The organism is Acinetobacter sp. UBA2581 (assembly GCF_002339435.1).
Lineage (GTDB): Bacteria > Pseudomonadota > Gammaproteobacteria > Pseudomonadales > Moraxellaceae > Acinetobacter > Acinetobacter variabilis.
In genome coordinates, this window is sequence record NZ_DDLD01000106.1 from 1 (window position 1) to 12,017 (window position 12,017).

At 39.6% G+C, this 12,017-nt stretch carries 10 protein-coding genes; 6 read left to right on the forward strand and 4 right to left on the reverse strand.

From position 1 onward, the window contains the following. The 3 genes from B3Q46_RS13855 to B3Q46_RS13865 all read right to left on the reverse strand — a co-directional run. Positions 1-196, reverse strand: a 196-nt coding sequence (locus B3Q46_RS13855) for a hypothetical protein (RefSeq protein ID WP_286716282.1), incomplete at its 3' end; no start/stop codon positions are given. Further along, positions 193-687 carry a DUF1850 domain-containing protein gene (locus tag B3Q46_RS13860; protein ID WP_286716284.1) on the reverse strand — a complete coding sequence of 165 codons (495 nt, stop codon included), beginning with the start codon at positions 685-687 and terminating at the stop codon, positions 193-195. The genes B3Q46_RS13860 and B3Q46_RS13855, both read right to left, overlap by 4 nt. Further along, entirely contained in the window at positions 687-1,691 is a 1,005-nt protein-coding gene (locus B3Q46_RS13865; protein WP_286716286.1) for a TAXI family TRAP transporter solute-binding subunit, read from the reverse strand. Before B3Q46_RS13865 ends, B3Q46_RS13860 begins: the two co-directional genes overlap by 1 nt. Before the next feature lie 648 nt (positions 1,692-2,339). Between B3Q46_RS13865 and B3Q46_RS13870 the strand changes: the two genes are divergently transcribed. From B3Q46_RS13870 to B3Q46_RS13895, 6 genes are all read left to right on the forward strand, one after another. Then, positions 2,340-2,933 carry a LysE family translocator gene (locus B3Q46_RS13870; RefSeq protein ID WP_004785011.1) on the forward strand — a complete coding sequence of 198 codons (594 nt, stop codon included), beginning with the start codon at positions 2,340-2,342 and terminating at the stop codon, positions 2,931-2,933. 122 nt (positions 2,934-3,055) lie between these two features. After that, positions 3,056-3,625, forward strand: a complete 570-nt coding sequence (gene dcd, locus B3Q46_RS13875; protein WP_004785008.1) for a dCTP deaminase — start codon at positions 3,056-3,058, stop codon at positions 3,623-3,625. A 232-nt stretch (positions 3,626-3,857) separates the two neighbouring features. Further along, the gene (locus B3Q46_RS13880) at positions 3,858-5,876 is read left to right on the forward strand and encodes a hypothetical protein (protein ID WP_286716290.1); all 2,019 of its coding nucleotides are present in this window, start codon (positions 3,858-3,860) and stop codon (positions 5,874-5,876) included. A 12-nt stretch (positions 5,877-5,888) separates the two neighbouring features. Next, positions 5,889-6,605: a hypothetical protein gene (locus B3Q46_RS13885; protein ID WP_286716291.1), complete on the forward strand. Its 717-nt coding sequence runs from the start codon at positions 5,889-5,891 to the stop codon at positions 6,603-6,605. A 29-nt stretch (positions 6,606-6,634) separates the two neighbouring features. Next, positions 6,635-8,809, forward strand: coding sequence for a DUF6160 family protein (locus tag B3Q46_RS13890; protein ID WP_286716293.1), 2,175 nt, complete (start codon positions 6,635-6,637; stop codon positions 8,807-8,809). A 16-nt stretch (positions 8,810-8,825) separates the two neighbouring features. Continuing rightward, positions 8,826-10,241, forward strand: a complete 1,416-nt coding sequence (locus B3Q46_RS13895; RefSeq protein ID WP_286716295.1) for a hypothetical protein — start codon at positions 8,826-8,828, stop codon at positions 10,239-10,241. Positions 10,242-10,298: 57 nt separating this feature from the next. On the opposite strand, the gene B3Q46_RS13900 is transcribed toward B3Q46_RS13895, so the two are convergent. Next, the gene (locus B3Q46_RS13900) at positions 10,299-12,017 is read right to left on the reverse strand and encodes a proline--tRNA ligase (protein WP_286716296.1); all 1,719 of its coding nucleotides are present in this window, start codon (positions 12,015-12,017) and stop codon (positions 10,299-10,301) included.

A 12,017-nucleotide genomic window follows, 5' to 3' on the forward strand; every position in this document is an offset into this window, starting at 1 on the left:
AATATTTCATCGAACTCAGGTAAGTAATATAAAGGTGAAATAACGAATAGGATATTGCTAAGGCAGCAATAAACCAGCGAACCGATTTGTTGATCGGATTGCGAGTGACAGATTCACGGTCAAATTTTTCTAACAATTCTTGTTGCTGTTGATCATCCAGTGCTTCGGTCACATTTCTTGTTTCTTGTGGATTCATAGGCAATCATTTAAACCTCTTTTTTTCCATAGGCTGTCTTTTTTTATAGAGATCTGTACCGTGCTATAGTCAGGGAAATCCTGATAAATATTCCAGATCCGATCAGCACTCTCAATACTCTCAATTTTTCCCTGCATTCTGCGTGAAATCACCCAATTGATTTCTTTCATCTTCCGGTTGATTTGCATATGGATATTGCCATCATCCTGTCGAGTAATAGTACCTTGATCAGGTGTACCTGCACCAAATGAAATGAACTGAGTGTCTGTCAGAATGAAATGATCCTTGTCTAGAAAATAACGTTCTTTCCACTGTGTTCTTTCTACCGAATGCATCCAGCTCAGCTGAAAAGATTTCTGGTCAATTTTGCACTGGAAATTTTGCTCTTTCACTTCCACAAAAATATACGAAAATGTCATCCAAACACAGGTAATAAAAAAAGTAGCCAAACTAAAAAGTGCAGCAATCGCTGCACCTTGTATCCATTTCATCAGTTCGCTTTATTGTCATCATAGAATTTTTGCGCGCCCGGATGCAGTGGAGCAACCAGACCTTTTTGTGCACCTTCTAAAGTGATTTCTTTAGCAGCCTGATGCGAATTTGCCAGCTGATCCAGGCTGGAGAAGAACGTCTTGGTTAGCTTATATACATCATCGGTAGACAAATCTGAGCGAACCACCAATGCATTCATGATCGCTGCTGTTGGAATATCTTCAGCATTGCCATAGGTCCCTTTAGGAATGGTCATTGGCAGGAAATACGCCTGATTTTTGGCAATCGCTTTCACTTTATCTGGATTAATGCTGACCAATTGAAGGTCAAAACCCTGTTGCAGTTCCATTAGGGAGGAGTTTGGAAGACCACTGGTCAGGAAGGCTGCATCCAATTTTCCGCCTTTCAAGGCATCCGCTGCTTCGGCATAACCTAAGTAATCTACTTTGACATCCTTATAAGTGATACCAAAACCGTTCAATAGAGTACGGGCATTCACTTCTACGCCTGAATTCTGGGCGCCCACTGCAATACGTTTGCCTTTGAGATCTTCAATATTTTTGATGCCAGAACGTTTTGAAGTGACAATCTGTACATAGTTCGGATAAAGAGCAGCGATCTGCTGCACGTTGTCAATCTTGGTGCTAAAACTGCCTTGACCATTAATTGCTTCAGTTAAGCTGTCGCTCATGACAAAGGCCATTTCAACTTTGTTCTGTTTTAATAAATTTAGATTTTCGACAGAAGCGCCTGTGGTCTGGGTTTTGGAACTCACGCCGTAGGTCTTGTTATAGATTTCAGCTAATCCTGTCCCGATGACATTATAAGGACCTGAGGCACCGCCTGTCGCAATATTGACAAATCGGGTTTGCAGTTTATCTGCAGCGACACTCTCGCCAGATGCAGCCTGATTATCTGATTTATTTTGTGCATTATCATTCGAGCAAGCAACTACACCTGATAGCGCTAAACTCATGACTGAAAGTTTGATCCATTTATTCATATATGACTCCTGATATTATTCTGTAGTTCTTAAAATATAATTAAAACAACAATATACTAAACCGTCTGAATGTTAAAAAAATGTGAATTATCAATTGTTGTCCTTGTACAATTTAACAGCAATTATTTTATCTGAATACCTTTAATAGCATTTTTTTCAAAAATTTACTTTATCAATATGTTGAACAAATTGAGCAAGATAGACATCTTAAATGGAGAGTGAAAATTTAATCATTAGGAGTTAGGTAAAAGTTGCTCCCATCACCAAATCTTTCTCTAGAAGTGTCCAAAGTTCATAGGCAAGAGCAGGGATTTTAGTGAATTAAAATTCAATCAAAGGTTACCAGAAATAATGATTTCAAAGTTTTGGATGATTTTTCTTTCATGTTGTAGAGACTAATATTTCAGGAACTTTAAGTCCGAATACTCTATTGAAACTTCTACTTTTCTAGTAATTTTATTATGAGCTTATAGCTTTATAAATTGTCAAAATTGACTGAAAGGTAATTCTCTTATATTTTTACGTAATTATATGAAATTAATTAAAAATAATAAAATATAAATTTTTTTAATATGTTCTCTTACAATTATTTTTTTGCAGATTTGACCGGATTATTTTATGCTTAATACCTAAGAGCGAGGTCAAACTATGATTTCATGGTTATTTATTGGTTTAGTGGCAGCCATTCTATTAACACCGGGCCCAACCAATACTTTATTGGCATCGTCAGGTATTCAAGTTGGATTTAGAAAAACTTTTCGCCTTATCCCTGCAGAAGCTTTCGGCTATCTCGTCGCAATTACATTCTGGGGCTTTTTGATTGGTAAAATCTCGGTCTATTTGCCGGAATTACCTCATATTCTCAAACTCTGTAGTGCTGCTTATATTCTATTTTTAGCTTTAAAATTATGGCGTACTGCAGAACTTGGTGAAAATTTTCAATGTATTTCGATTCGGGCACGGGAACTATTTTTTGCGACTTTGTTGAATCCTAAAGCATTATTATTTGCTTCGGCCATTTTCCCGGTCATTGTGTGGAAAAGCAGTCAATATTATGTGACTTATATGCTGGCATTCTTGGCATTACTTATTCCTATCGCATTTTTCTGGACCTTTTTAGGTAGTTTATTGGCTAGAAAAAACAATCGCTGGCTGAATCAAAAGAACTTACAAAAGACTGCTTCCATTATTTTAATGAGCTTTTCTGTACCTTTATCCTATTCAGCACTCCTCAGTCTTTAAACCTGAAAAAGCAGCTAAATTTCCTGAAATTTAGCTGTCAGAATTTCGCTTATTTTCATTAGTGTCAATTTCAGTTAAAGTACGTCGCAATTACTTATTTTTAAGATTTTTGGATTATATCAATGGCAATTAAGTCTGATCGTTGGATTCGCGAAATGAGCGAAAAACACGGCATGATTGAACCGTATGCAGAAAACCAGATTCGTCTGGATGAAAATGGTCAAAAGCTGATTTCTTATGGTGTTTCAAGCTATGGCTATGATGTGCGCTGTGCGCGTGAGTTTAAAGTATTCACCAATGTTCACTCTGCAATTGTCGATCCGAAAAACTTTGACGAAAAAAGCTTTATCGATATTGAATCGGATGTTTGTATCATTCCCCCCAACTCATTTGCTTTGGCACGTACAGTAGAATACTTCCGTATTCCACGAAATGTACTGACCGTTTGCTTGGGTAAATCGACCTATGCACGTTGTGGCATTATCGTGAATGTGACTCCACTTGAACCTGAGTGGGAAGGTCATGTCACACTAGAGTTTTCGAATACGACTAACCTGCCTGCACGTATTTATGCGGGTGAGGGTGTGGCTCAAATGCTGTTCTTCGAATCAGACGAAGTTTGTGAAACCTCCTATAAAGATCGTGGTGGTAAATACCAAGGGCAGACAGGCGTTACTTTGCCTAAAGCTTAATCGTTTTAAAGCATTCAATAAGCGAGGCAAATGCCTCGCTTATTTTTTACTGTTTCATTCATCGGAAACTCGGGATTTTTGGTCTTTTGGCTTTGGTAATCCTGCTAAAAATAAGCATAATGAAGAATGAATATATAAAAAAGATGTGCCAAGCATCATAAAAATCAAAAATTGAAGGCTGGGAAGCTGAAGGATAAAGATGCGGAGCATCAGATAAGAAGGATAGGTCGAGATGGCTCAAATAAAAGCTAAATTTCAATTTCGTAAAAGCTATTTGGCAATGATGATCGGTTTAGGATTATTGCCATCCGCACATGCAATGCAGGAATTAACTGATTCTTCTCTTTCTGATACTACCGGTGAAGGTGTTGCCCTAGTACTTGATGACTTTAAAATGGTTTTTCAGGCACCGAATGATGCTTCTAGTGGTTCAAGCTATGCACGAAACATTGCCAATCCAAGTCAGGCAGACACAGGCTTTATTCGTATTATTCCGACTGGAGAGAACTATGCTCAGTTAGGTGAACGTGCCTATAACAAAGTCTATGATCGAGTGTATGCGAGTAGCTATTTAAATGGTATTAGTGCAAATGCCAATCTTTATCAAACGACTTATGACAATAGTGTCAGTACCTATAAAACTCAAAACTATAATACGACTTTAACCGCAATCCGTAATGAAATTGGCGCAAGTGCACGTAGTGGGATTGTAGAAGAATACTTAAATTCCTCATTGATACAGGAATATTATCAGCAGCGTTATGAGGATTATTGGGATGGTATTACAGGTATTTATTCTATTATAAATGATGGTACAACTACAGCAGGTCGATCAGGATCATGGCACAACAAAACAAAATCTCATGATTATGCATTAAGTAATACCTATGAGATGATTGAATTGTTATACGGAGATCGGGTATCGACTTCATTGAATAATAGGTGGACTCAAGCAGTAGGTACACGAACTAATATTATTGATTCCAGGGTTATTACAGTTGTAGAGAATGCGACACAAGAAAAATTAGCAATTGAAGCAGATAAATATGCACTAATTCAGGCAAAAAATGCAGTGACCGCTAAGGAGCAAGCGGTTAAAGCGAGCGCAACAACAGCGGCCAAAGAAGCTGCAATGGGTGCCTCAGTCAGTACGCTACGTACGAAGGCTGATGTATTTATCTATGGTTTAGCTTTATCAAAAAGTGATAACTCACTCAGTAGCCGCTATAGCAATCAGGGGTTTAATTGGGGAACAGCCAGCAATCCCTGGTTATTTCATGCCGGAGCCGAAACAGTAAAACAGTTTACGGATACTGGAAAAGAAGTGGGCTATCTAGCTTTGGAAGCACCTCTTGCAACAGTTGCTGCAAATGAAGCAGATAATAATATTAAACTAGGTTTTTGGACTGATATTTTCTCACGTTCTTTAAACTCAAGTAATACCGTAGATTATGCTACTGGAGCACCTACTTCAGGCTTAGATATTTCTGAACGTTTTCGTGCACAGTTTATTGCTAATGGTTTGAGCATGAACGGTTCACAAGTCCGATTATTTCAAACCCTTACATCGCCTGATCTTACATATAGTCAAACCTTAGGCCTGGCGAGTCTGATCCGACTCAATACTAATGATGATCCCTCTACTCTGACCAGTGATTCAAACAATTTGAACAGTAAAGGGATTCGCATTAGTAGTGCAGCAAAAGAGAATAATCTTGATGGAGATGGTCCGACTCCTGCTTTAAATGGCTCTGCAGCACCTATATTTCACGATACCGAGGGATTGTATTTATATAGCCCGAATATCAACTTGGTACTAGGAACTATGTACCAACCTTTTGTTGTGGGTTCGGAAGGAAATAATATTATTTTGGAAGTGACACGTATTCCTAAAATTCCAGATATTTACAACCGGATTTATCAGCGTTATCCAGATGGAAAAGGTGGCTTTTTAGGATCAGAAGCACTTTTAGGCTCTACATGTAATGTATATACATGTGGTACTGAAATTAAAGCTCAAGCTTCAGATAGCATTGCCTTGTATCAAGGACGTGATGCGACACACAGTAGTATCGCCATTGGTTCTGTTGAACGTATTGCCAATACCAATATGCTGAAGGCAAAAGATGATAATAATGCAACTGGTGTGATATTTAGGGGAGCTACTGATAACTCAATGAGGAATTTTGGTTCAGCAGTGATTGATGGTGTGTTGATTCAACATCTAAAAATAAAAACTACAGGTCTATAAAGGAATAGGGCAATGTTGAAAAAGTTGATGCTTGCTACAGTTCTTGGGATTTCTTTAGCGACACAAGCCGGCTTGGTCAGTCTTGATCCGCAGCAAATGACAGCAGAAACGGGTCAAGGCGGAGCGGATTTAAGCTGGACCTTGTCACTCAATCATCAATACGCTACTGATTTAACGAAATCTCAAATTTCTGAAACGGTCGCTAATAAGTTAGAAGTGTATTACAAGCCAACAGAAGATTGTGGAATTAACACCTTGTTTTGTCGCTTGGCTATTTCTCCGAACAATCATGTTGATGCCCAAGGTAATAAAAAATGGCTGGTATTTAAAGGCATACAAGGCACCCTGCAAATTGATAAGTTTTCTATCGATGGCACCACGATTACTAATGCGGCAGGCGATCCTCAAACAGCCATGAAAATCACTTTTTATGATGATAAACCTTTAAAAATAAGAAATTTAGGCTTTAATACTTTGGCTATTGAAACCGGAACCGGTGAGGGTGATAAGGAAGGCTATGCCAATTCAGAAAAGTATACGACCTTCACCAATCGTGTTTATAAAGAGGACGGTACATATACCACTGCCTCAGCAGATGTTCCAGAATTTGACCGGGGGCGTGAGAAGGGCTTTATGGGTCTCAATATGCACGGCAACATGCACATGTCAGGAAACTTAAAAATATTTGGCTTTAACTGCTCAGCAGGGAGTGCACAAAGCCGTTGCTAACTGCATGGATGCAGCATAGGGATGAAAGAATGAAAAAAATAAAATCACAAATTAAATTATTAACGGCATGTATCTGTTTGGCACAGCATAGTTACGCACTAGAGCTGATTGAAGAACAAGAATTGGGTCATATCACTGGTCAAGACGGTATTACGATTACACACGAGGTATCAAAAGTTGAAGTTGAACAGCTCAATTGGTATGACCCGAATGCTGATGTAAATACCAAGATGGGACTGGGATTGCATAAAGTAGAAATCTTAGGCAAAGATCAAAATGCGATTTTAAGCCAGCTTAAGTTTGATGTCGGTGCGACCGATGCTGGTGCAGGGATTCGTTTAGAAGCAAGCGTAGCTCCCTTTAGGGCCAATGCAGATTTTAAACTTGTGAGTAAGGATTGTGTTGGAACAAGCTGTGTCGAAAACAATCAAAATTTGGGCAAATTAGGTCTTGCGATTGATAGTCCATTTAAAATGGTGCTTCAAACGACAGCTGGTTTATTCAATAAGAATGAAACAGCTACTATCGATTTCAATTTGCAAGATGCCACGATTAAACATACTTTAGGTACAAATAGCTTAGTTCTAGATAACTTTAATTTTAACTTCGCTGGTACGGGCTATATGTATATAGACCCGATACAAGGCGTCGTACTCGCCAGTAAAAGTGGCACACAAGACCATCTAATTAATTTAAAACCAGTGGCTATAGGAACAACTGGTGCGCAAACAGCTGGATTAAACTTTGATTTACGCTATCAAAATGGAGATGGCGATTTAAAAAATATCATGCGCTATGGTATTTCGGGTGCAGTGAGTAATGCACGTTTGTCGTTAGGTGCCGATCAGTCAAAACTGAATTCTTTTGATATAAGTAATAAAGTTGGTGGTGTGCTGACACGACAAGATCGCAGTGTTTCAAGCTATAACGCAGGTGAAGGTGGCTTGCATCTTGGTTTATCAGCTGATTTTACCAATCAGGAAGTGGCAGCAGCACAGGGTTTAAAGCCAACAACTTTGGAAATTGGTCATACGGGTAAAGGAAGCTATGCAGTTCAGTTTAATGAATTACGTTCATTGACTGGAAAAAATAATGCTTATATCGATTTTGGCGATATTTATATCAATACAATTCAGGCACAGAGCTTAGAATTTTTAGTGAATGACAATATTAAGTCAACGCTTAGACGAAGTAATCCGGTTTTGCAGCAAACTTTAAGCAGTACGTCTGCTAATCAGGATTTCGCACTAATTGCCATACGGGGTATGGATTTCCAGTCGATTGCAGCCAAAGCAAATTTTATTTCTAATGATACTGGTGTTATTTCTGGGAATAGTGGTTCTTGGGGAATTGGTATCCCAATTTACAACCTGAATGCCAATGTTGCCTTGTCGGGTACAAAATATGACGGTGACAAGAATGGTATTGCCTATAACGTAATGGCATCAACTGAAGGTTATGGAAAGGATGCCAAAACTGGAGCACCAAGTACAACCTCAATTCTTTTAATTGATGGTGGTGTAGAGAATGGCCATGCGCGAAACTATTATGCTGGCCTTCGAAATATTGATGCCTTTATTGAATCCAAAGGGGTGATTGGTTATGAGGATGAAGGCATCTATGTAAAAGCTGATAAATTGCTGATCGCAGCGAAAGCTGAGGTGGCAATTGGGCAACTACCGGGATCTAAATATAACTGTGTATCAGGCAATAAATGTGATCAGTTTGTTCCTGATGACAATTTTTCTAAACGCGACGATGTATTAACAACAATTGCCATGATGCTTGATGGTAGTGGTGAGTTAATGATTATTCCGGGACTGGATGTAGCAGACGAAAATTATTTATCGCTGGATGCAAACTTTAAGTTCCGAACATTAACTTCTACAGAAAAAGGTGATGTCAATAATCTTGGTAGTTATTTTAGTCTGATTAATGAAGATGTAGATAGCACAGGTGCAGTTCATACTTCTGCGATTAACTTTAATCGTATGGAAGGGAATTTAGGATTAATCACCAAAATAGGCGTGAGTGAAGATACGGTTACTTTAGATAATCAAATTAAATTTAATAAAGATCAGAAGATTATCGAGCCGTTTAGAACCAACATGGCCATGACCACAAATGGCAATATGCAGAATATAGCAACAATTGCACTCACAGGCGGAACCATGCGCAGTACGCTTGGTATTACACCGCGCTGAAATAAGGGATGATTTCATGAAAAAAATAATATTGAATAGCTTGATTGTCACTTTAATGGGCCTTACTCAACAGGCGATGGCTATGACAGCCTTAGATGATGAGGCTTTATCGGCAGTTGATGCACAGGCATTATTAAATTTGGAAAATGCTTATGATCCATCACAAGGGATTAACTTCCATAAGCTAAGTATTGAAGCTTTAATGGAACTGAACATTAATATCAAAACTTTACAGCTTGGTTGTGGTGGAACCAATAACAGTATTGGGAATACCAATGGTTGTGATATTGATATTTCTAACTTGGCTTTGAGTGGCTTAAATACCTCTCTTGATGATAAAGGTAACCCTGTCTTTTCAGGCGACCGTGCTAATACCAGTGCCAGTGTGAGTAATCCCTTTGTTGAGTTTGCAATTAAAAATGGTGGAAGTGCCTCTACCCGTGAAGTGGTCGGTTTTCGTCTAGGGGCAGATAAAATTGTCGGACTCTTAACCATGGGGACTGACAACATCGAAAATCCCAATGATGGCCTCAAAAGTTTTAGTGGTTATATGAAAATGGCACAAACCACTGGTGAGTCTGTCACAAAAGCGGGGACCTTTGGTGTTGCGAATAATGAAAAAATCTCAGGGAATTTAAAGGCATTAGGACAAACTCGTACTTTTACCAGTAAGCCAGGTGCTGATGGCCATACCGGGATTACAGTGCCTTCCATGCGGGTAGACTTTACCATGCCAGAAACTGTCGTCACTGGGCAACGCTTAAAGTCAGCGACTGTAAGTAATATCCGTTCTACTATTGCTTCGATTCCATTAGCAAAGGCTTTAACGGGTTCAACTTTGCCAAATGATGTGATTGGTACACCAGATTTTTCAAAAGATAAGCTGTATGTAGAGTTTGATCCATTAATTGGATTTCTTAATTTAGGAACACATTCTTTCTTTCAAATGGGTGCTGGTTCAAGTCTGGATAACCTGAATATGGACATCACCTTTGTTCAGGCTCTAAATATGATCCATAATATTCCATTAAATGGTACAGGCGGTTATTTGTCTTTACAGAGTCAGAATGTGCATTGGCAAGGTGCGGATGCGGCTGATATTGCAAAACCAGGTTGGTGGCTATCTTTTAAAGACCCGATTCAACTGGGTGTGTTAAAAACCACAGATGAAGTTGATATTTCATTCGTATTACCTCAGGTAGCAACTGCTATTTCAGAATTTCTGTTACGACCTGAAAACTTGATCGATGTCAGTGTGGGTGAGGCTCTAGGGTCTCTGGCGAATGTCGCGGTGGTACGTAAACTGAATATTGATGTAGGTAAATTTACTAACTATGTAGATGGTACTCCTGCAACTTTAACCTTAATGGATAAGCTGCTACAGAACCAGAATGTGACCTCAAACTGCTTTGGCGGACATAAGTTCTGCTAATTCAGACATATAAAAAATCCCGCTCTAGGCGGGACTTTTTTATTGATTCAGAAAAAATTATTTAGCAATTTTTGCCAGTAGTTCTTCTTTCGAAAGATTTACTGATTCTGCATCACGGCGACCTTTATATTCAAAAGTACCTGCATCCAGACCTTTTTCACCAATCACAATGCGATGTGGAATACCAGTCAATTCAAGATCAGAGAATTTCACACCTGGACGTTCATTACGGTCATCAAGCAGTACGTCAAAACCAGCAGCTTGCAGTTCTGCATATAAGCTTTCAGCAGCTTCTAAAGTGCGAGGTGATTTATGCGCATTCATTGGCACAATTGCTACTTCAAATGGAGCGATCGCAGCCGGCCAGATGATACCTTTTTCATCGTAATTCTGTTCAATTGCAGATGCTACGACACGTGTCACACCGATACCATAACAACCCATTGTTACAGTGAATGGTTTACCATCCTCACCTAAGACCTTACAGCCTAAAGCTTCAGAATATTTTTTGCCTAACTGGAAGATATGACCTACTTCAATACCACGTTTGATTTGAAGTGTACCTTTACCATCTGGAGAAGGATCGCCTTCAACCACATTACGCAGGTCATAAACTTCGCTAAACTGCGCATCACGTTCCCAGTTCACGCCAGTTGCGTGCTTGTCTGCTTCGTTTGCACCCGCGACGAAGTCAGAAAGTACAGAAGCAGCACGGTCAACAATCACTGTTAGGCCTTTTTCTACTAAACCTTGTGGACCAACAAAACCAGCAGTCAAACCTAGTTCAGCAAGTTGAGCTTCAGTAGCAAAAGCCAAAGGCGCAGCAATTTTTGGATGCTTTTCGGCTTTAATTTCATTCAGTTCATGGTCACCACGAAGGAACAGGGCAACGACAGGAGCTGCTTTACCTTCTTCAGCTGCAACGCCTTGAACCAGTAATGCCTTCACTGAATGTGCAGGGTCAGTGCCAAGGAAGCTTGATACATCAGCAATCGTTTTTTGATTTGGGGTATCAACCACTTTCAGTTCTTGAGTTGGAGCAGCACGATCGCCCACCAGAATCGCTTCAGCCATTTCGATGTTAGCCGCATAATCAGATTCAGTTGAGAATGCGATATCATCTTCACCACTTGAAGCCAAGACGTGGAATTCGTGTGAACCTGAACCACCGATTGAACCGGTATCCGCTTGTACTGGACGGAAATCCAGACCCAAACGGGTAAAGATCTTGCAGTACGCTTCGTACATTTTGTCGTAAGTTGCTTGCAGAGATTCCTGATCCGCATGAAAAGAGTAAGCATCTTTCATAATGAATTCACGTGAACGCATCACACCAAAACGAGGACGAATTTCATCTCGGAATTTTGTTTGAACCTGGTAGAAGTTTGCAGGCAATTGTTTGTAACTTTTTAGCTCATTACGTGCCAGATCAGTGATGACTTCTTCGTGTGTTGGACCAAGTACGAAATCATTGGTATGACGATCTTTAAAACGTAATAGTTCAGGACCGTATTGCACATAACGACCAGATTCTTCCCAAAGAGAAGCTGGTTGAGTCACAGGCATCAAGACTTCGAGTGAACCCGCGTTATTCATTTCTTCGCGAACGATCGCTGCAACTTTATTTAATACGCGAACGCCCATCGGCAGCCAGGTGTACAAACCTGAAGCCAACTTACGAATCATACCGGCACGGAGCATCAGCTGATGTGAAATAACTTCAGCATCGTTCGGGGTTTCTCTCAACGTTGCAAATAAAAAGCGACTCGCGCGCAT

Excerpts from the sequence above, each read along its gene's own strand:
- B3Q46_RS13860 (WP_286716284.1), bottom strand. The coding sequence starts at position 687 with ATGAAATGGATACAAGGTGCAGCGATTGCTGCACTTTTTAGTTTGGCT.
- B3Q46_RS13865 (WP_286716286.1), bottom strand. The coding sequence starts at position 1,691 with ATGAATAAATGGATCAAACTTTCAGTCATGAGTTTAGCGCTATCAGGT.
- B3Q46_RS13870 (WP_004785011.1), top strand. The coding sequence starts at position 2,340 with ATGATTTCATGGTTATTTATTGGTTTAGTGGCAGCCATTCTATTAACA.
- dcd (WP_004785008.1), top strand. The coding sequence starts at position 3,056 with ATGGCAATTAAGTCTGATCGTTGGATTCGCGAAATGAGCGAAAAACAC.
- B3Q46_RS13880 (WP_286716290.1), top strand. The coding sequence starts at position 3,858 with ATGGCTCAAATAAAAGCTAAATTTCAATTTCGTAAAAGCTATTTGGCA.
- B3Q46_RS13885 (WP_286716291.1), top strand. The coding sequence starts at position 5,889 with ATGTTGAAAAAGTTGATGCTTGCTACAGTTCTTGGGATTTCTTTAGCG.
- B3Q46_RS13890 (WP_286716293.1), top strand. The coding sequence starts at position 6,635 with ATGAAAAAAATAAAATCACAAATTAAATTATTAACGGCATGTATCTGT.
- B3Q46_RS13895 (WP_286716295.1), top strand. The coding sequence starts at position 8,826 with ATGAAAAAAATAATATTGAATAGCTTGATTGTCACTTTAATGGGCCTT.
- B3Q46_RS13900 (WP_286716296.1), bottom strand. The coding sequence starts at position 12,017 with ATGCGCGCGAGTCGCTTTTTATTTGCAACGTTGAGAGAAACCCCGAAC.